Here is a 23629-nt window from a genome sequence, read left to right on the forward strand (position 1 = left end):
GCGTCAAGCGGATTGGCGTATTCGCTGCCGGACCTTTTGGTGCAAGGCAACATCCGCGCTGTAATGGTTGGCCACGAAGTCCCGAACCTGCGCGGAATCGAAGACCGGCTGAGGGGCAGTTACGATTGGCTTCATCAGCAAACGGCGCGCTGATCGGCGCACGGCGTCGTGCACCGGGTCAGGCAGCATTCGCCGCGCCGCCGCACTGCCGGCCCGTGCCAGATTCTTCAACTGGGGATGACGAAATACCTGGGTCTTGTTGGCATGTCCCACCGGAAGGGTTTTCAGACCGATACGTTGCGCCAGTGCCGTCGCCAGATCATCCAGCCGTTCAACGGGGAACAGGTTGCGAACGAGAACCTCGTCGCCAATCTGTACAAAATCCGACTGGCGCGCGAAATGAATGAACTCCGGCGCGATCACGTCAGGTTCCTGCCGCAAATAGTCCTGAACGATCTGCAGCTCGGATCGTATCCTGTCTTCCGGCATCTGAGCGAGTTCGCATCCCAGATACATCTTGGCCCTTTGGGCCATCGCCGAGCGAAAGCGCTCAAAAGGGTCTCGGATCAGCGCATAGCTTTCGTAGACCGTCAGCTTTTCGAAGGCTTCAGGGTCCACTTCGCGCAGCAGGTGCAAAGGAAGATGGCGAAAATCCAACTCGCCGAACCTGGGGTGCCGCTCAATGGTGCGGATAAAGCGCTCATCGGCATCATGGTACGGCATCACCGCAACACGAACCGACGTGCCGGCGCATTTCGGGATGTGGATGAAGACAAACCTGTGGCGATCCGAAAAAATCATGAACAAACACTTTCAATTCAACCACGACTATATGCCGAATCCACAGAGGACTTGGCAATGAATTGGTTGAAAAACCACGAAGCGGGCAGAATGGTCGCCACCCTGCCCGCTCCTGTACTAAATCAGTCAGGTCTTCCCGGCCTCAGGCCAGAAAGTCGCCCGCGTTGCCACCCAGCGGATCGACAAACTGAACGTCATCGTCGATTGCGAAACCGCCGAGGTCACCGTCGGCATAGCGACCGTGGCTGAAGCCGATGTCCCAGCCCCATTCGCGGCCTCCGGAAAAATCGAGATCGATGTCCGTTCTGTCCAGGACGACCTGACCGTCAACCAGCACCTGCAGCCGATCAGCGACCTGATCGGCCATCACGACGATCTCGTGTTCCTGAGTATCGTTCAGCCCAAGATCCGCGACATAGAAGCCTTCGTGGAACTTGCCATCGTTGTTTCTGACATGGGCTTTCAACCCGTCGTCAACGATCGTGAGGCCGATGTGACCCTTATTCCAGACCAGCCGTTGCGCGCTGCCATCGGCCTCATCCCTGGCAAATTCCACCGCGAATGCCAGCTGATCCGAATTTTCGAACTGCTGCAGGCGGCCGATCTTCAGCTGGTCCTTGTGGCCATCGAAATGAACGACAGGGCCGTTCGCCGTGTCAACGACCTGCGCATCGTCCTTCAACGTGGCCTGCCCGTTGCCCGGAAGCCCAGCGATGTCCAGGACAAAGTCGTCGAATACCATCGCAGTAGACGCGCCAGATCCCGCGGACCCATTGCCAGGAACGACGGGTGCCGAAGTTCCCGCATCCGGCGACGTGGGCGCGGACAGACCGGAATCCGGGGCGGTCGGTGTCGATGCATCATCGTTGGGCGCGGTCGTCGATCCCGATCCATCCGCAGGCGCAGACGTGCCGGTATTAGGGGTCGTTGGCGCAGAGACCGTTCCCGAACCACTTCCGTTCGACGGAGCAGCTCCGGTCCAGCTGCCCATGTCCATCGGATACCCGTCAACGATGCTGGATCCTGCATCCAGCAGGTCGACCGTACTGCCCGTCACGACGCCATACTGGTTGTAGCCGTCGGTCGCGGACGTAGCGTGGTACACGAACTGCGTGTCATAGTAGCCCGGCTGGGAGGGATCATTGTTCTGGATGATGGCGTTGTTCTGCACCGACCAGTGCGATTGGCCGTTGTAGCCCACAACCGAAGGCGTGGCGTTCTGTTCGATGGTGACATTCTGCGACCCGCCACCGACGATGATCTTGGGGGTGGCCACACCACCCGTCTGCTGGGTCGGCACCGCGATCAGAGTGTTGTTGTTGATTGTCAGGCCGTCGATCATATGAACCGCGATACCGTTGGCATGCGCGTTGTACAGAACGTTGTTTTCAATCACGATGTTGTGGTTCCAGTGCGTCGGATCGGAATAGACCGCCTTGTCTGCGCCTGCCCAGATCCCCTGGGTGTAGTCCCCTGCACCGATGTCCAGAACGTTGTTCCTGATGATGATATTGTCGCTGCCTGTCCCGTTCGAACGCTGAATCTGGATCATGTCGCGATGATCACCGGAACCTGCGGCGCCGCCGAAGTCGTGAATATAGTTGCCTTCGATCAGAACATTCTGCACCTCGCCCAAGGAGATACCGTCCGAGCGGATGGTATGAATGTTGTTTCCGATGAAGTCGATGTCGCTCGACCGCGAGGCGCCCAGGGCCTTCCACCAAGAATGGAACTCGGTGTTCGTTACGTCGATATTGTTCGAGTCGCGAATGACAAGACCCTTTCCGAAGCCGGTGCCATCCGCACTGGTTCCCGTTCCGCTTGCAAAGTCACCGTCGAAGACCGAGTTGTCGATGGTGACGTTGCTGCTGTGCGAGATCAGGAACTTGGTGGTGTGGTTCCGATCACCTTGAGTGTAGGTATAGTCGAACACGATCTCATCGAACTTGATGTTCGAGACGTTCGTCAGGTAAACTTCTGAAAAACTTGCCATCGCGTTCGGATCGGCGGACTTGATCGTCACATCCGACGCGAATTGAATGTTTTTCAGGCTGAGCTTTCCGTAATCGCCGGCCGCAAGCAGTATCGTTTCCCCACCGACCGCTTTCGACAACGCCAATTTCAGTTCGGCCTCGGACGTCACAGTGATTGCTGTCGTCATGTTTCACCTTCTTTGTGTCAGGCGCTGTGAGTGCAGCGCGCCATTTCCCGCTACTTGGGACCAGAGGGAACCGCCGCACGAAGGCGACAGGTTGTCCGGAATGTGGCTATGTCTGGAAATTGTTGCCTGTATTGAGACAAAATTGCCCCAACGCCGTCATTTCCGAGCTAACTCGTTACTCGATACCGGGAATTGTTCCCCTTCCCTTCGCGGTAGCCTCTCGTTTGACGTATTGATTCGCTTAGCGCAACAACGGACACAATTTTGCCATTATCCGGGCATTTCTCTGCGCAACCTCGTGGGCGATGAGCAATCATTTGCTGGATGCCGCTACGTCAATTTGGCATGCTACCACCTTCGCTCCTTTCAGTCGCTGTAGATTCGAATTGTGGACATGGCCTTCGGGCGCGCTTAGCCTGTTTGCATGCCCTTTGGGATTGTTCAGACAAATAGGTTTCAAATGTGTTTATTGTTGCGAGTTCTCACCCTAATCGCGGGTGTGTGCGCCCTGCAGCCTGGACGCACCGCCGCGGCCTCTTCGACCTGCAACGGTCACACCGTTCCAGCACTTGGGCCCGCGACGATAAAGAGCTTGGCCATCGCGGACGCAAACGCCCTGTCAAGCGCGCTGAAAACGGCCACCGGGGGTGAGGTAATTGTCTTGCAGGCCGGGAACTACGGTGCGCTGAAGGTCAAAAGGGCGTTCAAGGCGCCGGTCACGCTTCGGTCGGCATCTGCGGCGTCACCTGCCTGCTTTACCGAACTGAGGATCGATGCCGCGGGGAACCTGGTTCTTGATGGATTGGTCTTTGACTACGAGTATTCGCAGGGCGAAAAGGACTCGGCCAACCGTTTCAGCATCCTGAACAGTCGGGGCATCACTATCACCAATTCGGTTTTTGATGGAGGGCACAGGGCTGGGGCCGGCCATGGTCGGGGGCTGCGCATCCGGGACAGCGCCAAGATTTCCATTTCCGGCTCGGTCTTTCGCAAATGGTGGAAGGCACTGACAGGTGACAGCGTCGTCGACCTGACCATCCGGGGCAATGATTTCTCGGACATCCGATCGGACGGCATAGCGCTGGGAGTGATCGACGGGTTGGTGATCGAAGCCAACCGGATGCACAATTTCCGGGGCGTGAAGGGCAACAAGGACCATCGCGACATGGTGCAGATCCTGCGCAGTTCGAACCGGCGCAGCACGAACATCACGATACGGGACAATATCTTTGACATGGGCGCCGGCGACTATGCCCAGACCATATGGATGGGCGGCGACCGAAAGAACCTGGCCGATCCGATGCTGCGCCATCAGAACGTCCTGATCGAAAACAACGTTATCTACAATGCGCACACGCATGGAATTTCGGTTCATGGTATCGACAACCTGTCCATTCGAAAGAATTCGGTCATTCGGGTGCGCCGCGCGGAAACCGGCAAGGTTACAATCCCGCGGATCAATGTTTCCGCATCACGATATGTCGTGATCGAACAGAACGCCGTTGCAGGCATCATCGGCTACAAGAACCAACCCGACTGGGTCGTTCTGAACAACGCCCTCATTCAGGATCAATCCCCCTCGGCGCCCGGATACTACGACCGTGAGTTCATCTACTATGCCACCGGAGCAACCGACGGCTACAATGAATACGGCGTGCGCCCCGGTGGCCTGATCGACCAGCTCGACGCAGGGTCACCGCTGGTAGAGACCTATCCGACCCGCTAGTTCGGCCGATTTCGTCACGGCTGTTCGAGTTCAGAGGCGGAGATCGGGCCTCGGGTGAAGACCACATGATCCTGATCGCTGGATCGCCCTTTCAGGAAATAGATCGCACGTCCTGGATAGGCAGCGGCAACGGTCCGGTTGCTTTCCGGCCCCAAGTCCATCGCAAACAACGGGCTGTCTGCGCCCGGGGTGAAATCGTTCAGCCAGAAGGCGCTACCGTATTCCCGGTCTGCATCGGTCGAAATAAACATAAGGCTGTTGCGGTATGCATCCTGACGGGCCAGCGTTTCGAATTCGTCGTGATACCCGTTGATTTCGGGATACCGGTTGAAGCCCAGCCAGCTTTCGAACACCAGAACCGAGCACAGGCAGAGAAACGCGACGCCCGCGCCGAGCCGCTGCTGCGCCAGCCCGTCGGGGTACAGTTGCGAAAACCTGCGCGCAGCCGTCGTGATCCCCAATGCCGTCAGGATCAACAGCGGGACGCTGGTCATGAACCAGTATCGCGGCCCGGCGAAATAGCCGCCATAGAACCAGAACAGCGCGTACAGGCAGATCGTGGTCACGACGATCAACGCCATCCCGCCGGCAAATCTGCTCCAACGGCCCCACAAGACGAAGAACAGCACAAAGGCCAGCGAGGCTCCACCCCAACCGAACAGCGAAAAGTTCAGTTCATAGAGGTTTTGCTGGCTGTTGATCAGCCCCTCAAGCGGGCTGTGCCCGGGAAAGACATCGACATTGCCCCAGTCCGGCGCGCCGATATCCGGCCCGAAGCCAAGCGCGTTGGATCCCGGCCCCCAATATTCTTCGTAATAGGCGTTCAACGGCGTGGTCAGCGGGTCGCCGGTCAGATAGGCGTTGTAGGGAAAAATCAGCCCGCCCACGACGATACAGCCCAACCCATAGGCCAGAACCGTGCGCCAATGCCGCCGGTCCGCAAGGAATGTCAGCGTCCAAAGCCCGGTCAGAACCCCCATGAACAACCCTTCCAACGGCCGTGTCATCAGCAGCCACCCCATCAGCGCGCCGGCGATGAACGGAAAAATCACAGACGGCTTTTCCCGGGCCTTCAGCAGAAGGACCCAGGCCCCCAGAACCAGTGCGTAAGTAAAGGTGTGGATCAACTGAGTAGCCGCCATCGAGATGATCCAGGGCGATACGGCCATGAGCAGAACCACCAGGTTGGCCGTGCCCCGGTCGGTCATCTTGCGGGTAAAGACGTGCAGCAGCAGAACGCTGATGCCAGCCAGAACCGGATTGACCAGCCAAGGCGCCCCCAGCTTGACCCCCAGCGCCAGGGCTGCCGCCCAGCCCGGGAAGGTCGTGACGAACCAGCGGTCCTGATAGGTATCCATCAGATAGTGGTCGAAAGCCTGGGTCGATGGCGGCACCGGCAGGGTCAGCAGCCCATCCGCAAGATAGCGGGCGTGGAACTGGTACAGAATATCGTCCAGGTGCGGGACGCCCTCCAAAGCGGCCAGACTGACCAGAAGGGACATCAGCAACAGAAAGACCGCCCCACAGATCGGGACAGCCCTGTCGAGCCTTCGGACCTGATCGCCGCTGCCCGGCAGGCTGAGGTTTCGCGCGACCCGCTGGGACAGGTCGCGCAACCTATGCGCTGGCAGGGACATCATGATAGCGAGGAAGCTGCCCAGGTTGATGCCGATGAAGGCCGAACCGATGACGACATGTTTGACCAGCCGGGGATAGTTTTCGGTCGCTACGAAGCCCATCGCGCCCTTTGCAGCGATCACCAGAATGGCCAGGAAGATCGCCACCCGAAGAACGCCCAGATCGCGCAGCACCCGTGGCGCCTCGGCCAGCGCGCGATGTTTGAACAGGACCAGGGCCGCGACGGCGGACTGCGCCAACACGGCCCCCATCATTGCCACGGAAAAGACGTCGGACCGGAAGCGGACGTTCTGAAACCACGTTGGCTCTCGGACTGCAAGCTGAGCGCCGAACCCCACAAGGAAGGTTGCCGCCGTCAACCCGGCCGCCTGCCAGGGCGTGCCCAGCGTCAACGCGACCCCGAACAGCGCCACGGCCGCGACCATGAGCCACCAGCATTCCACGCGTCGGAGCACGGATAGGTCCAGCGCACCCCAAAGCGCAAAGGCAAACAAGCCCAGGGCCAGCATCGCCACGACAACCCGGATCGCCCCGAATGGCCAGGCCTCGGCCCGGCTCGAAGCTTGCATGTTGTCTTCCATTGCACCCCTCCCGTTTTGCGCAACCGGTTTGTCAGAATCCCTGGGCCAGAGCACCCGGAGCCCCGTCAACTTGCTCCGACGTCGACGACCAGAAACAGCTTGCGGATCAACGGCGGTTCGCCCCAGGAAAACAGCTGGGCGCATTTCACGTCGTATTTTTCGACGATCTCCTTGTGTGCCCGGCTTTCGCCAGCGGTCCAAAGATCGGTGTCGCCCCAGTCGTCATAGCCGATCAGCGTTCCCGGGCGGATCAGGCGGTGTTGGAACATGAAGTCCAGAACATCCATCGTGCTGTTGTAGAGGTCGGCATCGATATCGACATAGGCCGCGGGCTGAAAGACGCCGCTTTCCACCAGTTCGGGGCGCAGCGTTTCGGAAAACCACCCCTGGTGGATCGCGCATCGATCGTCCGTCATGTCCATAGCGGCCAGCTTTTTCTTCAGCTCGGGCAGCGGCGCGGAGAAGGCACCTACATTCCACACCGCCGGAACCTGGATACCCGGGTCTTCCTGGGGCAGACCTTCGAACGAGTCGAACAGGTGCATGAACGGAATCTCCATGTCGCGGTTCTGCAGGCCCATGACCAGCCCTTCTACTGTGCTTCCATGGGCAACGCCGAAACAGTAGAACTGACGCTTGTCTTTCAGCGTATCAAATCGCGCAAGATACCAGGGAATCAGCTGCCGCCACGAATGGATGCCCCATTTCATCTCGGCGATTTCATCATCAGTGAGGTCCAGATCGGTCGTGGCCATCAGCCGTTCGACTGGCCATTTGCGCGCCACGCGGCCCCATTTCACCAGAAACAGCTTTTTCTTGATCCAATCGATCATCACGTCCTCACACTCATACCAAAACCTTACCAAAACGAATTCAAACAAGCTTAGGGCACAATCCGGCGAACTGCACCCTTTCCTTTATGGCGGGCTGTTCAGAAACGCCCGCAACCGGTCCACCGCACGCGGCATGAAGCCCAGCAGAATAACCCCTGTCGATACCACGCCGATCCCGATGGCCGCGGCGACATAGATCGCATCGGGGATACGCCCCAGCATGGCCAGCCGCCAGCCGCCCACTACAACGGCCATCCCCGCAGCCAACAGCAACGGCGCGACCAGCATCTTGCAGAACTGAATGGGTCTGATTGCCTCGGGGGCGTGCGCGGCCCGCATCCGCAGCGGAAACGCCAGAAGCGCGCGCAGCGCCACCGCTGCCGCGGCCGTGACCGGCCCGAATTGGCTGGCCAGTCCGATCAAGACGAGGCCCAGCACCGCCTCGGCCCAAGCAGCCCAAAGAAGCGGCTGCACCCTGTCGAGCGCCAGCAGGTAAGCCTCCTGGATCGAACTCAGCGCAATGATTGCATAGGCCAGGCACAGGAACGGCAGGATGCGGCTGGCTTCATGCCATTCGGGACCCAGCAAAAGATCGACCAGCGGAAAGGCGATCAAAGCCAGCCCGGTATAGGCGACAAAACCGCTGAGTGCGGCCAGCTCGATCAGGTCGAGGTAGAAATCCGCCGTCGACTGCCGGCTGCGCCGCAGCGCCGCGATTGCCGGTTGCCCGACCCCCTGCAGACTTTTGACGAACACGGTCAAAACGATCTCGGACAGTCGGGCCGCAAAGGCGAACAGGCCGACGGCTCGCGGATCGGCCATGTATCCCAGCATCACAGTGGGTGTCTGAAGAATCACAAGGGTGATAAACCGCAGCCGCAGAACTTGCGCCCCCAGCCCCTTCACCATGGCGAAATCGGATCGCGACGGCCATTTCTTGGGCACCCAACCCGCCGCCAGGAATGCCAGTAGACTGTTCACACCGATTTCCGTCAGCCGTTGGCCAACAAGGCTCCAGGCACCAAAACCCTTGGCCGCCATGGTGATGCCCACCACTCCGCCGGCCGCCACGCCGGCGATAGTGCGAATGGCCAGCGCCTTGAAGGCCAGCTGGCGCCGGAGCAAGGCTGTCGGCACCCCGGCGGCGGCTATCATCAAGACCGTCGGACTGGCGGCCATCAACAAGGGTTTGACGATGGGCTCTTGGTAAACAAACGCCGCGATGTTGGCGATTGTCGTCAAAATCAGAACGATCGCGACGGCCAGCCCCAGCAGAACAACCCATGTGGCCTCAAGCCGCCCGGGCTCGATGACCTCGCGTGCGACGATGCCTTCGGTGATCGTATCGCGCACCAGAAATTCGCCCAGAAACAGGAAGGCAAAAGCCATGGACACCACGCCAAAGCTTTCCACGCCGATGAGCTTGGCAATCACCAGAAAAATAAGCGCTGCCGCGATTTGTTCGAGCCAGCTGGCGACCGTGCTCCATGCCACGTTCTGGGTGAACTGCCGTTTCATTGGTTTCCCGCTGCCGCCGATCGCTTTCTTGGTCCCTGCCCCGCAGCCATCAAAACCGGGCGGGCCAGAGACCTGAAGCAAATGCGTGCATACCGGTCCGAACCTGTCAATCGCCCGTGTTGACGGGTGAATGATTTGCGGTCAGAGTTTTAAGGTGCGTCTCGGACGTTTCGGCCTTTCTGTCGCGGCCCTGCAGGCAGAGAGACCCTTGGTGAGTATACTGATTGAATTGGTTTGAAAGGATTTGAAAATGGATTGGTCTAAGAAGAACGTGCTCGTCACCGGCGGGTGTTCTTTCATCGGATCCCACCTTGTGGAAAGCCTGGTCGAGCGCGGCGCATATGTTCGGGCGGTCGATGACCTGTCCAGCGGCATCCGCGAAAATCTGGATGACGTCCTGAACAGTGGCCGCGTCGAATTTCGCGAGGCCGACCTGCTGGACCCGACCACCGCAGCCGAGGCCGTCGCTGACATGAATGTCGTGTTCCACCTGGCCGCGACCCATGGCGGACGGGGATATATCAGCACCCACCAGGCCGCCTGTTCGACCAACCTGGCGCTGGACAGCATCATGATCCGCGAAGCCCACAAGGCGGGGGTAGAGCAGTTTACCTTTGCCTCGTCAGGTTGCGTCTATCCGACCAGCATCCAGGCCGATCCGAGTGAAACCCTGTACCTGACCGAAGATCTGGTCAAACCGCCTTACGAGGCCGACGATCTGTATGGCTGGGCCAAGCTCATGGCCGAGCTTTCGCTGAAAGCCTATCACGAGGAGCATGGCTTCAAATGCGCCTCGGTGCGGTATTTCACGGCCTATGGCGAACGTTGCCCGGCCAACCATGCGGTCGTGGCGATGATCGGGCGGGCCTTTCTGCAGCAGAACCCATTTGTCGTGTGGGGCACCGGCGAACAGATTCGCAACTGGACCTATGTATCGGACATCGTCGAAGGCACGATCCGCGCGGCTGAACGGATCGAGGACGGCACCGCGGTCAATCTCGGCACGATGGAGCGTACCTCGGTTCTGCAGGCGGCCAAAATGATCCTCGAACGGACGCAGCTCGACGCCGAGATCCAGCGAGACCTGAGCAAACCCACCGGCCCCTACAACCGTGTGGCCGACAACAGCCTGGCCAAAAAGCTGCTGGATTGGGAGCCCAAGGTCACCTTCTCGGACGGGCTCGACCGCACGATCCGCTGGTATTTCGCATCGCATGACCGCGATGCCCTGGCCAAGGATTTCGAAGAGTCATTGACCGAGCGCGGCTTGGAAAAGCCCGGACTGAAAACCGCGGCCGCAAACTGAACGCGCGTCCGGGTCGGGCACCTGGGGGGGCGATCCGGCCTTGGCCCGCAGAGGGTGATATCAGTCATTCAGCAAGGCCGACAGCCGCTCGGACCCGTCGCGCAGCACGTCCAGAAACCCCAGCAGGCCGGACAGATCGTGGCGCTGGGTCGGGGCGTGAACCGACAGGGTGGCCACCAGGCGCTGGCGCCTGTCCCGGACCGGTACGGCAACCGCCGCCATTCCGGTCATGAATTCTTCATCGTCGGTCGAATACCCTTGGCTGCGGATTTTCTCCATCTCGGCCCGCAAGGCATTCGGGTCGGTCATGGTCCGCTGGGTCCGGGGCTGCAGCGGGCGTCCGGACAGGACCCCATTCAGCGGCTTCTGCCGCAGGGTGGACAGATACATCTTGCCGCTGGCAGTGCAATGAAACGGCACTTGCGTCCCGATCGGCAACTGAATGCGCAGGGGCCACTTGGTCTCGACCCTATCCAGATAGATCATCCCCTCGCGGTCGGGGATGGCCAGGTTGCAGGTTTCTCCGATTTCGTCCGCCACCCCCCGCAGGATCGCAAGCCGCGCGGTGCGCAGATGTTCGGCCGAGATGGTATTGACCGCAAGGCGCCGCAGCCTTGGCCCCGGACCGTATGAACGGCCATCGAGGTCGCGCTGCAGAAACCCCTCGGCCTCGGCCGTCTGCAGCAGCCGGTGAACGGTTGGCTTGGCTAGGCCGAGCGTCTCGATCAGGTCGGCCGGCCGCATCGCCACTCCGCGCCGGGCCACCTCCTCTAGAATGACCAGCAGGCGCAGGTTGGGGGGAATCTGCGTGTCGCGTTCGGTTGCCTCGGGGTCTGTCATCCGGCCACTGTTCAGTTGTTCGGCAGCAGGATCAAGGCCAAATCGGGAACCATCGCCACTAGGAACCAGACCGAAAGCAAGGCCACCAGATAAGGCACCGTATAGCGCAGAAGGCGGAAATACGGCACCCCGGTCACGCCCGAGGCCACATAGAGGTTCAGCCCATAGGGCGGCGTGATGAAGCCGATCGACGCGCCGACTAGGAAAATGACAGAGAAATGGATCGGGTCCACACCCACCGACGCTGCGATCGGGGCCAGGATCGGAGCCAGAATGATTGTCACCGGCAGGCTTTCGAGGACCATCCCCGAAAAGAACACGATCACCATCGAGGTGAACAGCACCGCGTGATAGCCGCCCATCGAGGTCACGAAATCTCCGATCGTCTGCTGGGCCCCCAGCAGAGACAGGATCTGCTGCATCACGACGGAAATCGCGATCAGGGGGGCCAGGATGCCGGTGATCTGCGCCGACCGGATCACGATCGAGGGGATCTCGGGGATGGTGAAGCCTTCGACCACGATCATCTCGGCAAAGCTTTTTTCGGTGGGGGAAATGTCGCCACGCGCGCCCATGATCCGGTTGATCGGGTGGCTGACCAGACCGGCGATCACGCAGAACCCGACGGTAACCCCCGCGGCCTCGGTCGGAGAGAACTTGCCCGTGTAGATCCCCCACAGAACCAGCCCTATGGCAAAGAACCCCAGCCAGGCGCCAAAGGCGGTTTTCAGGATGCGGTTCATCTGCAGCGGAATCAGATGGCCCCAACCGTTCATGCGGCAGATGACCCAGCAGGCAAACTGCATCCCGATCACCATCAGCGCGCCGGGCAGGATGCCAGCCACGAACAGCTCGGAAATCGGCAGGTTCATCAGAAACCCATAGACGATGAAGATGATCGACGGCGGGATGATGATGCCGACCGTGCCGCCGGCCGCGGCGGTGGCGGCGCTGAACCGCTCGTCATAGCCGCCCTTGACCATCTCGGGGTGCAGCATGGACCCGATCGTCGCGGTGGTGGCCGAGTTCGACCCCGATATGGCGGCAAACAGACCACAGGCCCCCAACGAGGCCATGGCCAGACCGCCGCGTATCCATCCCAGACAAGCATAGGCGAAATCGCTCAGCCTTCGGGCGATGCCGGATTTGTTGATCAGATCACCCGTCAGGATGAACAGCGGCATCGCCAGCAGCGCAAAGCCCTTGTTGAACACGTTGAGCAACTCGGCCCCCATGTTGTCGAGCGTCAGCCCCAGCACGAAGGAACAGCCGACCACCCAATAGCCTATGACCAGCAGCACGGGCACGCCCAGCATGAACAGGAACGTCACCCCAAGCGAAATCAGTGTAACCCAAGTTCCATCGGTCATCAGTCTGCTCCGATCACGGCTTGCTGGATCAGCGGCTGCCCGGTTTTCCAGTTGTGCAGATCGTCGGCAAGGTTTTGGAACACCCTGCCGACCATCAGGAAGAAGGACAGCGGCGCAGTCAGCAGAAACCACCACTGCATCACGTTGTCGGTGCCCAGCACGATCTGGAAATTCGACGCCGACAACGCCACCAGACGCGAGGTCGTCACGATGACGATCACGGCAAACCCGTACCACAGAACAGCATCCAAGATCAGGCAGGCCAACTGCCCGCCGCGCGGCATGGCCGACCGGAATTCGCTGAAGCTCAGATGGGTGCGCAGCCGCACGTTGTACGAGGCGCCGAACCACGCCATCACCATGAACAGCAGCGGCGGAATGGTGGTCGACCAAGGCTCCTGATCGTTAAACACGAAACGGTCGATCACGCCCCAGAAAATGATCAGTGCGATCGCAAGATAGGAATACACCATGACCGACCGCTCGAAATGGCGTTCGATGAATGGAACCTTGCGATAGACGAACATGACCAACAGCCCCCCCAACGCCGCCGCCACCGCGCCCACGGCCCAGGCGGCGTCTGACCGCAAGGCTGATTGAATCTCGAATGAATCCCTGCTGAGCAAGGCACCGAAAATCGCGCCGACATCTGCCCAAAACGACATGAACCCCGTCCTCCCAATCGGTCCCCGATAAAACCGGCCCGCCGATGCAGGCCGGTCCTGTCAGCCCTGGTCAGGCTTCGCCCTTCCACCAACGGCGCGGTTCGACGTTTTCCGGCAGCGTGTCGGCCGGGATCTCGCGCGCGATATCGTAGATCTCTTGATAGGTGTCGATGCCGCCGGCCCATTTGTTCAGCCGCTCGCGCCATTCGGCCCAGGGTTCAGGATTGTAGTTCGGAGCACACATTTCCTCGGCCAGCTTCAGCTGATCGTCCGGCAGGAAGGCCGGGCGCACGCCGTTCTCGGCAAAAATCGTGTTGGGCAGCTGCGGGTCCGAGAAGCCCACGGTATTGACCAGCGCGGCTTCGTTCGCCCCCTGGATCAGGGCCTGCGTGAAATAGGCCGACTCCATCACCGCGTCCTGCAACTCACCGCCCAGACTGTCGAACACCTTGGCCGACATCGAGGTGTGTTCGGTGCCGCAGAAGAACTGCAGGTTGACCGACTGCGACACGACCGGCGCCATGTTGGCATAGGCCACAGCCGAAGCCCAGGTCTCGGCCCCGTCGATCAGGCCGGTTTTCAGTGCGTCCAACGTTTCCTCCCACGCGACGGGCACCGGATTTAGGTTCAGAAGCTGCATGGCAATCCGGCCCAGTTGGGTGCCGGTCACGCGGTTCTTGGTGCCGAACAGCTCCTCGAGCTTGGTAACCGTCGGCTTGTCGGCGAAGGTCGATCCCATCTGCAGGCCCCGCAGTTCGCAATGTGTGAACAGGAATTTCAGCCCGTGGCGCTTTTCAAGCGGGTCGCGCAGGATGCGCTGGCTGGCCGGGCTATAGAAGAAATGATATTGCGCAGCCCGGCTGGGGAACATGTAGGCATAATCCAGAACGTTCAGATAAGGCGCTCCGCCGGCCGAATTCTGGGTCGAGGCCGCATAGATGTCGACGATTCCCTGCTGGGTCTTCTCGACACAGCTCAGCTGCCCGCAGATCTGGTTGTCGCCGATGAACTCGATGCGAATCTCGCCATCCGTGCGCTCTTCCAGATCGCGCGCGAATTCGATCGCTCCGGCGCGCTCGATCAGCAGGTTGCGCGTGTTGAACCCCGCCGCACCAAATTTCAGCGTGTGCTTGGGTTCTTTCGAGAACCTCTTCTCATATGTAGATTCAGCCGCTTGGGCTAGGTTGGCCAAGCTCATCGCCCCTCCGAATCCGCCTGCGGCCAAAAGGGTCGAGCTCATCCCGTAGCGTCCAGCGACGCGGAAAAAATCCCTCCGGGAAATTCCACTCAGTTTCCGTCCGATCTCCATTGCCATCCTCCCTATCGCAATTTTTGAGACGTTATGTATCAAAAAATGCTAGTTTAGTTGATGCGTTTTGCATAGAGTTTTTTTCATCGGCAGCAAAAGGAGGCGATGATGGAGGTTGATTACGCGATTGTCGGGGCTGGATCTTCGGGCTGTGTCATCGCCAATCGCCTCAGCGCCGATCCCGGTACGCGCGTCGCGTTGCTCGAGGCCGGCGGTCCGGACACCAACCCGTGGATTCACATCCCTGTCGGCTATTTCAAGACGATGCACAACCCGTCGGTCGACTGGTGTTACCGCACCGAACCCGATCCGGGCCTGAACGGCCGTTCGATTGACTGGCCGCGCGGCAAGGTCCTGGGTGGTTCGTCTTCGCTGAACGGGCTGCTGTATGTGCGCGGACAGAAACAGGATTATGACCGCTGGCGCCAGATGGGCAACGCGGGCTGGGGCTGGGAGGACGTTCTGCCCCTGTTCAAACGCAGCGAGGATCAGGAACGGGGTGCTGACGACTATCACGGAACGGGCGGCCCGCTGTCGGTGTCCAACATGCGCATCCAGCGCCCGATCTGCGATGCCTGGGTCGCCGCGGCGCAGGCGGCGGGCTATCCGTTCAACCCCGACTACAACGGCGCCACGCAAGAGGGCGTCGGCTATTTCCAGCTGACCACCCGCAACGGGCGGCGGTGCAGCGCGGCCGTGGCCTATCTGAAGCCGATCCGCAAGCGGCCGAACCTGAACATCATCACCCACGCCCTGGTGACGCGGATCCTGCTGGAGGGCAAACAGGCCGTGGGTCTGACTTATCGCGACCGGACCGGCGCCGAACAAAAGTTGCGGGTCCGGCGCGAGGTCATCCTGTCGGGCGGCGCGATCAACTCGCCCCAAATCCTGATGCTGTCCGGAATCGGTGATCCCGAACACCTGAAGGACAACGGGATCGAACCGATCCACGCCCTGCCCGGCGTCGGCAAGGGTCTGCAGGATCACCTGCAGGCCCGGCTGGTGTTCAAATGCAACGAACCCACGTTGAACGACGAGGTGCGCAGCCTGTTCAACCAAGCCCGGATCGCCCTGAAATACGCCCTGTTCCGCACCGGCCCCATGACCATGGCGGCCAGCCTGGCCACCGGTTTCCTGAAGACCCGCCCCGAGATCGAAACCCCCGACATCCAGTTCCATGTCCAGCCCTGGTCGGCCGACAGCCCGGGCGAGGGCGTGCATCCGTTCTCGGCTTTCACGATGTCGGTGTGCCAACTGCGCCCCGAAAGCCGCGGAGAGCTGCGGCTCGACGGGCCGGACCCAACGTCATACGTCAAGATCGTTCCGAACTATCTGTCAACTGAAACCGATTGCCGAACCATCGTCGACGGCATCAAGATCGCGCGCAGGATAGCACGGCACAATCCGCTGGCTTCGAAGATTTCCGAGGAGTTCAGACCCAGGTCGGACCTACCGCTGGACGACTACGAGGGCACGCTGGACTGGGCCCGGTCGAATTCCGTCTCGATCTATCACCCGACCGGAACCTGTGCGATGGGGTCGACGCCACAAGCGGTGGTGGACGCCCGGCTGCGGGTGCACGGAATCGGCGGTCTGCGGGTGGCCGATTGTTCGATCATGCCGGAAATCGTCAGCGGAAACACCAACGCCCCGGCCATTATGATCGGCGAAAAAGCCAGCGACCTGGTGCTGGGAAAAGCTAGGCGCCACACCCCCTAGCGCGAGGACGGGCGCTCGGCATAGGCATAGCACTGCGCCGCAAGTGTCCGCAGCGCCCAGTCGAACCCGTCCGAGACGAAGCGTCGCGAAAACATCGGCGGCCGCGGGGCCTTTTGGCCTTCTTCGCGCTTGGTGTTCAGCGGCCGCGGCGTCCGGCCCACCATGACGACCTCGTCCCGAACGGAGACCACCCGCTCGAGCGCCATTCCGTTTTCGGACAACACCCGCCAAAGCGTGCTCAGCGCCCGGATGCAGGGCACGGCCACCGCGTGCAGGGACTTGGGCCGGGCCACCATCGGCTGGTGGGCATAGTTCAGGTCGACGAAGTCGACGTCGGGGTTGAGGGTCACCGCCATTTCACCCACCGCCGCGTGGCATTTGACGATGTAGTCACAGCGGGACAACAGCAGCAGATCCATCAGCACCTCGGCGCCACGCGCGGCCTTCTCTTCGGCGTCATGGAACCGGTTGGCATCGGAGTCGCTCAGGGATTTCTCGGAATACGAGATGATCTTGCCCGGATAGGCTTCCTCGAGAACCTTCAGCCACTGCCGCTGATCCGTGGCGACGAAGATACCCCCGCAATCGGGATGGTCCGCAAGGTAGCGATCGATCACCGGAAAATACTCCTCGGGCACGACCTTGCGCGACAGATTCGGTCCGACTCCGAAATCGAACTTGTCCGAGCCGCGCAACTGCAGCCCAAGCGTATGTTCTGGGAACTTGGCGCGGGCAAAGCGCTCGGCCTGGCTCAGCAACGACGACCGGAACCGCACGGTCCCGTCGTCCAGCAAGGTTCGCATCTTCTGGCGTTCCTCGTGCCACCAGGCGGCCGGATATGTACCGTCGGCACGGTTTTCCACGCTGCGGAAATAGCCATAGGGGTTCATGAACCAGCTTCTGGGCTCCCATCGGTACAGCCGCATGAGTTCGGAGGCCGTTGACAGGGTGCAGACCTTGCCGGAGCGCACCAGCGCCTGCAGGTCAGAGCCCGACGCGCCAACGGGTTCGTAGTAGTAATCCCACACGTTGGGGCCGGTCTCGGCATCGAAATAGGGGTTGGGGCCCCCGAACATATAGCTGCGTTCGTGCAGATGGATGATCGGCTTCAGGCCCATCCGGCGGGCGAACTGCAATTGCACGACCACCCCGTTGAGCTGCGCCACCAACCCGTCAGAGGTGTTGCAGATCAACAGATACTCAAATTCACCAGATTTCATCGGCCAACACTCAACCTTTTCAACAATACAACAAACGGAACGGATATTGCCGCGTCCACCGCAGGTGGAACCCGCGCACCAGCCAACCCAGAGACGGCACCAAAAACATTTTCATTTCAACAACCTGTCCAGATAGGCCCCATAGTCATTCTTGGCGAACATCTCGGCGCGCCGGCGCAGCTGTTCTTCGTTGATCCACCCCAGTTGCCAAGCGATCTCTTCGGGGCAGCCGGTCTGCAGGCCTTGGCGTTCTTCCAGCGTGCGGACGAAATTGCCCGCATCCAGCAGGCTGGCATGGGTGCCCGTGTCCAGCCAGGCATAGCCCCGCCCCATCGTCTCGACCCGCAGCCGTCCCTCGGCCAGATACATCTGCAACAGGTCGGTGATCTCGAACTCTCCGCGTGCCGAGGGTCGGACCCGACGCGCCCGTTCGGGGGCGGTACCATCCAGAAAATACAGCCCGGTCACCGCATAGTTCGAAGGCGGGTCAGCGGGTTTTTCGATGATTTCGCGCGCCTGCCCGTCCGAGTCGAAGGCAACCACGCCGTATCGCGACGGATCGGCCACGTGGTACCCAAAAACCGTCCCGCCCTCGGCCTGACGGTCCGCGGCCGCCAGCAGTCTGGGCAGACCATGTCCGAAAAAGATGTTGTCTCCCAGAACCAGGGCCGAGGGTGCGCCGTCCAGGAAATCTTCGGCCAGAATGAACGCCTGCGCCAGACCGTCGGGGCTCGGCTGCACGACATAGGTCAGGGATACGCCCCACTGGCTGCCGTCGCCCAAGGTGCGTATGAATTGGTCCTGATCCTGCGGGGTGGTGATGACGCAGATATCGCGGATACCCGCCAACATCAGAACCGTCAGCGGGTAATAGATCATGGGTTTGTCATACAGCGGCAACAGCTGCTTGGACACGGCCATCGTGATCGGATAAAGCCGCGTGCCCGATCCGCCCGCAAGAATGATGCCTTTTCGCCCGCTCGTCATACCATTTCCAAATCGTTCAGAATATCTTTCAGACCCGCCCGCCAATCGGGGCGGGGAATGGAAAAACACGCCTCGAGTGAGGAACAATCCAGCCGGGAATTCAACGGCCGCCGCGCCGGTGTCGGATATTCGGACGTGGGGATGTCAACGACGTCACAGGTTAGACCCGCGGTGTGGAAAATCGCCCGTGCGAACCCGGCCCAGCTGATATCGGGCGCGCCCGCAAAGTGATAGATGCCGGCCTTGCCCGGATCGTCGGCCAGCTGCCGCGCCATCTCGAGACAGGCGCGTGCGATGTCACGGGCCGGGGTCGGCCCGCCGATCTGGTCGGAAACGACATTCAGCCGGCTTCGGTCGGCCCCCAGGCGCAGCATCGTCTTTACGAAGTTGTCGCCATGGGCCGAGACCACCCAGGAGGTGCGCAGAATGCCGTACGCCCCCCCTGCCCGCGCGATGCCCCGTTCACCCGCCAGCTTTGACCGGCCATAGGCCCCCAACGGGCCGGTCGGATCGCTGGGCTTGCGCGGCGACATGCCCGATCCGTCAAACACATAGTCCGTCGAGATCGAAACGAAGGGGATACCCAACTCCGCACATTCCCGCGCCATGGCGGCGGGTGCGCTGGCGTTGATCACCGTGGCGCGTGCCTCGTCTTCCTCGGCCCGATCGACTGCGGTGTAGGCCGCGGCGTTGATGACGGCCCGAGGTGCGGCCGCGCGGATCGCCGCGGCGCATTGGTCGGGGTGTTCCAGATCGGCCGTCATGCGATCGAGGCAGGTCACGCCGGTGTGACGGGCGAGTTCACGCGCCACCTGCCCGGTTCTGCCAAAGACCAGCACGGTCATGCGCGCACCCCCAACCGCTGCCCGACGCCGTTGCGGTCTTGCAGCGCCGTCCACCAGGCTTCGTTTTCCAGATACCAGCGGACGGTACGCTCCAGCCCCTCAGCCAGCGTCACCGACGGTTGCCAGCCCAACTCGGTGCGGATTCGGGTCGCATCGATGGCATAGCGTGCGTCATGTCCCGGCCGGTCGGCGACGAAGGTCATCAGCTCGGCATAAGGGCGCGACGCCGGGCGCAGCCGGTCCAATATGCCGCATAACATCCGCACCAGCTCGAGATTGGTGCATTCGCTGTCGCCACCGATGTTGTAGCTGCGCCCGACCCGGCCTTTTTCCACGACCAGCAGCAGGGCTTCGGCGTGGTCTTCCACAAAAAGCCAGTCCCTGACATTCGACCCGTCGCCATAGATGGGCAAGGGCCTGCCCGCCAGCGCATTGAGGATCACCACCGGGATCAGCTTTTCGGGGAAGTGAAACGGCCCGTAGTTGTTCGAGCAATTCGTCAGCACCACGGGCAGGCCGTAGGTTTCGTGCCAGGCGCGCACCAAGTGATCGCTGGCCGCCTTGCTGGCCGAATAGGGCGAACGCGGATCATAGGGCGTCTGTTCGGTGAACCGACCCGCGGGACCAAGCGAGCCATAGACCTCGTCGGTCGAGATATGGTGGAACCGGAACCCTTCGGGCCGACCTTGCCCGTCCCAATATGCCAGGGCGGCCTCGAGCAAGGTGTAGGTGCCGGTGATATTGGTGTCGATGAAAGCCCCCGGCCCGTCTATCGACCGGTCGACATGGCTTTCGGCGGCGAGGTGCATGATCGCATCAGGGCGGTGTGCGTCCAGGGCCGCATCCAGCGCACCCCGGTCGCGAATATCGGCCCTCACGAAGCTATAGCGCGGGTCCTGGGCGACCTCGGCCAAGTTGTCCAGGCAGGCCGCATAGGTCAACGCGTCCAGATTGACGACCTTGTGTCCGTCTCGAATGGCGCGGCGCACCACAGCCGATCCGATGAACCCCGCGCCACCGGTTACCAACAGCTTCATGGCGCTCCCTCCCAGACGAACGGGCTGTCGAACCGGGAAAAGGCCGGCGCATCCCTGTCCTTGTCCGACACGATCGGCTCGGTGGTCAGGCCCCAGTCAATGCCGCAACTGTTCCAATGCACGGCTCCGTCACATGCGGGCGCATAATAGTCGGTGCATTTATAGCAGATTTCGGTGTCGGGTTCGCGCGTCACGAAACCGTGCAGAAACCCTTTGGGAACCAGCAATTGCTTTGCGTTCTGGGCCGTCAATTCAACCCCCGTCCACCGGCCATAGGTCGGCGACCCCTTGCGGATGTCCACGGCGACATCGAACAGCGCGCCACGTCCGCAGCGCACCAGCTTGTCCTGCGCATGCGGCGGCGACTGAAAGTGCAGCCCTCGCAACGTACCGGCCGCGGCGGAAACCGAGTGATTGTCCTGAACGAATTCCAGATCGATCCCATACCCGGTCAGAACCCGGCGGTTCCAGGTCTCGGAAAAGAAACCCCGCGCATCGCCAAACCGCCGGGGCGTCAGGATCAGGACACCGGGCAAGGCGGTTTCTTCAATCTGCATGTACTCAAAACCCATTCAACACAGCGCGTTCATACCAATATGGGCCCTGCCTGTCACGAAACAGATGTCGTGGGAAAGCTCCGGAATCCGGCGCGTTTCGTGCTGAAGGTGCGCAAGCAATGCTGCCAAACCGCTGTCTGCCATTGTGCCGATGGCTTTGGAACACTCGCATTGCGCCCAAACAATTCACGAAAAGCATACCAAATGTGCGAAATACAGAAACAATATCCCAGTGAGTGCGGCGGCATCGGTGGGATGTCGGCCGGAGCCATGGAATAGTAAGGGTTGATGCACCAAAGCACCCATTGTGGCCAAGGAAAAGCCATAGCGACGAAATTATTGTTCTTTGCACCGTGTCGCGACATTCCTACCATGAATGCCAAGCGAAACGGGGCGCCGTTTGGCGCGACATCCATTGGTTTGTTCGCTTGTGTCAGTGATTGAAGAGGTAACGGGTTGGATAAGTTTCTTTTCAAGAAGATCGAGATGTGGGTCGTTGCCCTGATCGTCGTCTTTCTTTTGCTAGTGACATTCGCATTCGGGGTCATCGTCCGCGATGCCGTCTATGGCAACAACCGACTTGGCGCCATCAGCCGTGTCTCACTGAAAATCGCGGCCCTTCCAGCCGAAGCCGCCAAGGCGGTTCGTATGGCGGCCGGAGGCGACCTGGCGGGCATGGCCACAAACAATTCGGGTCGGTTTCCCGACAAAAGCGGGTGGACCTTTTTCGATGAACGACTGGACAGCGGGCTGGACGCTTACCTGTTCTTCAGCCGTCACGACGGCGATGTCGGACATCACGTTCTGGAACTGGTGGATCTGAAGGCCGGTGCGGTCGTGCATCGCATCGATTTCGACTTCGAGAATACTTTTCGCAATACGAGCCGCGACTCGCGACTGATCAACTATGACGATTGGCGCAATGAACGCTTTCAGGTCGTCCATCCCCTTGCGCTCGAGAACGGCGACATTCTGGTGAAAAGCATGTTCAGCCCCATGGTGCGCATGACACCGTGCGGCGAACCGGTTTGGACACTGGAAAACGGCGTCTATCATCACACGACGGAACCGGGCCTCGACGGCACGATCTGGTCCTCGGCCTATGTCGAGCCTCCGCGCATCGAGGGGCTGAACAAATACTACCTCGATCCAGGCATCACCCAGTTTTCGGCAGATGGAGAGGTTCTGTATGACCGTTCGCTGACCAAGGTCATGCTGGAACAGGGGCTGGGCTACATGATCCTGGCCAAGCAATTCGACCCGGATCCCATCCACCTGAACGATGTGGAACCCATATTCGAAGATGGCCCATACTGGAAACGCGGCGACGTCCTGCTGAGCTTGCGCAACATTTCGACCATCATGCTTTTTCGCCCGTCCGAAGACCGGATCATCTGGTGGTATCAAGGCCCGTGGGCGGCCCAACATGACGTTGACGTCATCGACGAGAAGACATTTGCGGTCTACAACAACAACTCGCTGGATATCGGAGACGGGCGCGAACTGGTCGTGAACGGAACCAGCCAGATCGTCTATTTCGACCTCGAAACCGAAACCGCATATCGGCCCTTCCAGGCGGTTCTGGATGCACAGGACTTCAAGAACGAGGCCGCCGGCCTATTCACACTGCTGCCAGATGGTCATCTGTATGTCGATGAATCCGAGTCTGGCCGCAGCATGATCTTCACCCCTGACGGCAAGTTGGCTGTCGAGCATGTGAACCGCGCCGAAAACGAACTGATTTACCATTTGGGTTGGAGCCGGATCATGGACCGCGAATCCGGTGACCGGTTTCTGGCTCAACTCAAGGAAAGATCCTGCGATGTTTGATGCCGTGGCCGATGATCCGGTTGCCGATCTCGGTTTTGAGACTGCGACGCAGCTGCGGGCCCGCAAACTATCACTCTTCCAAGTGGAGGACCGCCTTTGAAACAGCGCTCACCGGAAATCGGCCGCAGCGATCTGGGCATCCTTCTGTTCATTCTTTTGTTGGCCACCGTTCTCAGAACCGCAGGGTTGAACGGGCCGCTGTGGTACGATGAAATCTGGACCGTCGATACGCATGTCCGCCAGCCCTGGGGCGACATGATGCGCGAGTATTCGATGAACCATCACTATTTCTTCAGCATGAAGGCCAAGCTGTCGGCACAGCTGTTCGGGGAAACCCCGTGGGCCTATCGGTTTCCCGCCCTGGTATTCGGGGTTGGCACCGTGGCTGCGATCTGGTGGCTGGCCCGCGAGGTCGCAAATACCCGCGTTGCGCATGTGTCGGCCCTGCTTGTGGCGCTGTCCTATCACCAGGTCTGGTTTTCACAGAACGCCCGCGGATACACCGAGCTTGCTTTCTGGAGCGTTCTGGGCCTCATCCTGTTCCTGCGCGGGGTGCGCCGCCCGACATACGGCACATGGATCGCCTTTGGCCTGACCGCCGCAGCCGCCGTGTTCACGCATCTGACCGGGGCGTTCTTTTTCGTGGCGCTCGGGTTGGTATGGCTGCTGTCTTTGGCCACCGGTAT

General features: G+C 60.6%; 19 protein-coding genes. 5 read left to right on the forward strand and 14 right to left on the reverse strand.

The annotated features are described in order from the left end of the window. Positions 1-3: 3 nt before the first annotated feature. Both AC2FMN_RS01715 and AC2FMN_RS01720 read right to left on the reverse strand, forming a co-directional pair. Complete coding sequence (locus tag AC2FMN_RS01715) at positions 4-801, reverse strand: sulfotransferase family 2 domain-containing protein (RefSeq protein ID WP_496685691.1); 798 nt, start codon at positions 799-801, stop codon at positions 4-6. A gap of 142 nt (positions 802-943) precedes the next feature. Beyond that, positions 944-2962, reverse strand: coding sequence for a right-handed parallel beta-helix repeat-containing protein (locus AC2FMN_RS01720; protein ID WP_496685693.1), 2019 nt, complete (start codon positions 2960-2962; stop codon positions 944-946). 592 nt (positions 2963-3554) lie between these two features. Between AC2FMN_RS01720 and AC2FMN_RS01725 the strand changes: the two genes are divergently transcribed. Beyond that, complete coding sequence (locus AC2FMN_RS01725) at positions 3555-4688, forward strand: right-handed parallel beta-helix repeat-containing protein (RefSeq protein ID WP_496685694.1); 1134 nt, start codon at positions 3555-3557, stop codon at positions 4686-4688. A gap of 14 nt (positions 4689-4702) precedes the next feature. Here AC2FMN_RS01725 and AC2FMN_RS01730 read toward each other — a convergent pair whose 3' ends face one another. The 3 genes from AC2FMN_RS01730 to AC2FMN_RS01740 all read right to left on the reverse strand — a co-directional run bounded on the left by AC2FMN_RS01730 (position 4703) and on the right by AC2FMN_RS01740 (position 9258). Continuing rightward, positions 4703-6907: a hypothetical protein gene (locus tag AC2FMN_RS01730; protein WP_496685696.1), complete on the reverse strand. Its 2205-nt coding sequence runs from the start codon at positions 6905-6907 to the stop codon at positions 4703-4705. 65 nt (positions 6908-6972) lie between these two features. After that, complete coding sequence (locus tag AC2FMN_RS01735; protein WP_496685698.1) at positions 6973-7740, reverse strand: TylF/MycF/NovP-related O-methyltransferase; 768 nt, start codon at positions 7738-7740, stop codon at positions 6973-6975. 84 nt (positions 7741-7824) lie between these two features. Next, positions 7825-9258 carry an oligosaccharide flippase family protein gene (locus AC2FMN_RS01740; RefSeq protein ID WP_496685700.1) on the reverse strand — a complete coding sequence of 478 codons (1434 nt, stop codon included), beginning with the start codon at positions 9256-9258 and terminating at the stop codon, positions 7825-7827. Positions 9259-9508: 250 nt separating this feature from the next. Between AC2FMN_RS01740 and AC2FMN_RS01745 the strand changes: the two genes are divergently transcribed. Beyond that, a complete protein-coding gene (locus tag AC2FMN_RS01745) occupies positions 9509-10564 on the forward strand; it encodes an NAD-dependent epimerase/dehydratase family protein (RefSeq protein WP_496685702.1) in 1056 nt (351 codons plus the stop codon). A gap of 60 nt (positions 10565-10624) precedes the next feature. On the opposite strand, the gene AC2FMN_RS01750 is transcribed toward AC2FMN_RS01745, so the two are convergent. From AC2FMN_RS01750 to AC2FMN_RS01765, 4 genes are all read right to left on the reverse strand, one after another. Next, positions 10625-11404, reverse strand: a complete 780-nt coding sequence (locus tag AC2FMN_RS01750) for an IclR family transcriptional regulator (protein ID WP_496685704.1) — start codon at positions 11402-11404, stop codon at positions 10625-10627. 11 nt (positions 11405-11415) lie between these two features. Continuing rightward, on the reverse strand, positions 11416-12774 hold the full coding sequence (locus tag AC2FMN_RS01755; protein ID WP_496684027.1) for a TRAP transporter large permease: 1359 nt from the start codon (positions 12772-12774) through the stop codon (positions 11416-11418). Further along, positions 12774-13439: a TRAP transporter small permease gene (locus tag AC2FMN_RS01760; protein ID WP_496685706.1), complete on the reverse strand. Its 666-nt coding sequence runs from the start codon at positions 13437-13439 to the stop codon at positions 12774-12776. The genes AC2FMN_RS01755 and AC2FMN_RS01760 overlap by 1 nt, the downstream gene beginning before the upstream one ends. A gap of 70 nt (positions 13440-13509) precedes the next feature. Continuing rightward, on the reverse strand, positions 13510-14748 hold the full coding sequence (locus AC2FMN_RS01765) for a TRAP transporter substrate-binding protein DctP (RefSeq protein ID WP_490361249.1): 1239 nt from the start codon (positions 14746-14748) through the stop codon (positions 13510-13512). 108 nt (positions 14749-14856) lie between these two features. Between AC2FMN_RS01765 and AC2FMN_RS01770 the strand changes: the two genes are divergently transcribed. Then, positions 14857-16467 (forward strand): GMC family oxidoreductase, encoded by a 1611-nt coding sequence (locus AC2FMN_RS01770; protein ID WP_496685708.1) that lies wholly within the window; start codon positions 14857-14859, stop codon positions 16465-16467. Here AC2FMN_RS01770 and AC2FMN_RS01775 read toward each other — a convergent pair. From AC2FMN_RS01775 to rfbC, 5 genes are all read right to left on the reverse strand, one after another. After that, positions 16464-17687, reverse strand: coding sequence for an O-fucosyltransferase family protein (locus AC2FMN_RS01775; RefSeq protein WP_496685710.1), 1224 nt, complete (start codon positions 17685-17687; stop codon positions 16464-16466). The genes AC2FMN_RS01770 and AC2FMN_RS01775 overlap by 4 nt on opposite strands. Before the next feature lie 111 nt (positions 17688-17798). Continuing rightward, on the reverse strand, positions 17799-18674 hold the full coding sequence (gene rfbA / locus AC2FMN_RS01780; RefSeq protein WP_496684547.1) for a glucose-1-phosphate thymidylyltransferase RfbA: 876 nt from the start codon (positions 18672-18674) through the stop codon (positions 17799-17801). Further along, positions 18671-19519, reverse strand: coding sequence for a dTDP-4-dehydrorhamnose reductase (rfbD, locus tag AC2FMN_RS01785; RefSeq protein WP_496685712.1), 849 nt, complete (start codon positions 19517-19519; stop codon positions 18671-18673). The genes rfbA and rfbD overlap by 4 nt, the downstream gene beginning before the upstream one ends. Continuing rightward, the gene (gene rfbB / locus AC2FMN_RS01790; protein ID WP_496685714.1) at positions 19516-20556 is read right to left on the reverse strand and encodes a dTDP-glucose 4,6-dehydratase; all 1041 of its coding nucleotides are present in this window, start codon (positions 20554-20556) and stop codon (positions 19516-19518) included. Before rfbB ends, rfbD begins: the two co-directional genes overlap by 4 nt. After that, a complete protein-coding gene (gene rfbC, locus AC2FMN_RS01795; RefSeq protein WP_496684165.1) occupies positions 20553-21113 on the reverse strand; it encodes a dTDP-4-dehydrorhamnose 3,5-epimerase in 561 nt (186 codons plus the stop codon). Before rfbC ends, rfbB begins: the two co-directional genes overlap by 4 nt. A gap of 456 nt (positions 21114-21569) precedes the next feature. Here rfbC and AC2FMN_RS01800 point away from each other — a divergent pair, with 456 nt between their 5' ends. Both AC2FMN_RS01800 and AC2FMN_RS01805 read left to right on the forward strand, forming a co-directional pair. Next, positions 21570-22943, forward strand: coding sequence for an arylsulfotransferase family protein (locus AC2FMN_RS01800; RefSeq protein ID WP_496685716.1), 1374 nt, complete (start codon positions 21570-21572; stop codon positions 22941-22943). 96 nt (positions 22944-23039) lie between these two features. Then, positions 23040-23629, forward strand: a 590-nt coding sequence (locus AC2FMN_RS01805) for a glycosyltransferase family 39 protein (protein WP_496685719.1), incomplete at its 3' end; no start/stop codon positions are given.

Source organism: Ruegeria sp. BHSC037 (genome assembly GCF_059613045.1).

Bases quoted from the DNA above. Each gene is read 5' to 3' on its own strand.
- AC2FMN_RS01715 (WP_496685691.1), bottom strand. From the start codon at position 801: ATGATTTTTTCGGATCGCCACAGGTTTGTCTTCATCCACATCCCGAAA.
- AC2FMN_RS01720 (WP_496685693.1), bottom strand. From the start codon at position 2,962: ATGACGACAGCAATCACTGTGACGTCCGAGGCCGAACTGAAATTGGCG.
- AC2FMN_RS01730 (WP_496685696.1), bottom strand. From the start codon at position 6,907: ATGGAAGACAACATGCAAGCTTCGAGCCGGGCCGAGGCCTGGCCATTC.
- AC2FMN_RS01735 (WP_496685698.1), bottom strand. From the start codon at position 7,740: ATGATCGATTGGATCAAGAAAAAGCTGTTTCTGGTGAAATGGGGCCGC.
- AC2FMN_RS01740 (WP_496685700.1), bottom strand. From the start codon at position 9,258: ATGAAACGGCAGTTCACCCAGAACGTGGCATGGAGCACGGTCGCCAGC.
- AC2FMN_RS01745 (WP_496685702.1), top strand. From the start codon at position 9,509: ATGGATTGGTCTAAGAAGAACGTGCTCGTCACCGGCGGGTGTTCTTTC.
- AC2FMN_RS01750 (WP_496685704.1), bottom strand. From the start codon at position 11,404: ATGACAGACCCCGAGGCAACCGAACGCGACACGCAGATTCCCCCCAAC.
- AC2FMN_RS01755 (WP_496684027.1), bottom strand. From the start codon at position 12,774: ATGACCGATGGAACTTGGGTTACACTGATTTCGCTTGGGGTGACGTTC.
- AC2FMN_RS01760 (WP_496685706.1), bottom strand. From the start codon at position 13,439: ATGTCGTTTTGGGCAGATGTCGGCGCGATTTTCGGTGCCTTGCTCAGC.
- AC2FMN_RS01765 (WP_490361249.1), bottom strand. From the start codon at position 14,748: ATGGAGATCGGACGGAAACTGAGTGGAATTTCCCGGAGGGATTTTTTC.
- AC2FMN_RS01770 (WP_496685708.1), top strand. From the start codon at position 14,857: ATGGAGGTTGATTACGCGATTGTCGGGGCTGGATCTTCGGGCTGTGTC.
- AC2FMN_RS01775 (WP_496685710.1), bottom strand. From the start codon at position 17,687: ATGAAATCTGGTGAATTTGAGTATCTGTTGATCTGCAACACCTCTGAC.
- rfbA (WP_496684547.1), bottom strand. From the start codon at position 18,674: ATGACGAGCGGGCGAAAAGGCATCATTCTTGCGGGCGGATCGGGCACG.
- rfbD (WP_496685712.1), bottom strand. From the start codon at position 19,519: ATGACCGTGCTGGTCTTTGGCAGAACCGGGCAGGTGGCGCGTGAACTC.
- rfbB (WP_496685714.1), bottom strand. From the start codon at position 20,556: ATGAAGCTGTTGGTAACCGGTGGCGCGGGGTTCATCGGATCGGCTGTG.
- rfbC (WP_496684165.1), bottom strand. From the start codon at position 21,113: ATGCAGATTGAAGAAACCGCCTTGCCCGGTGTCCTGATCCTGACGCCC.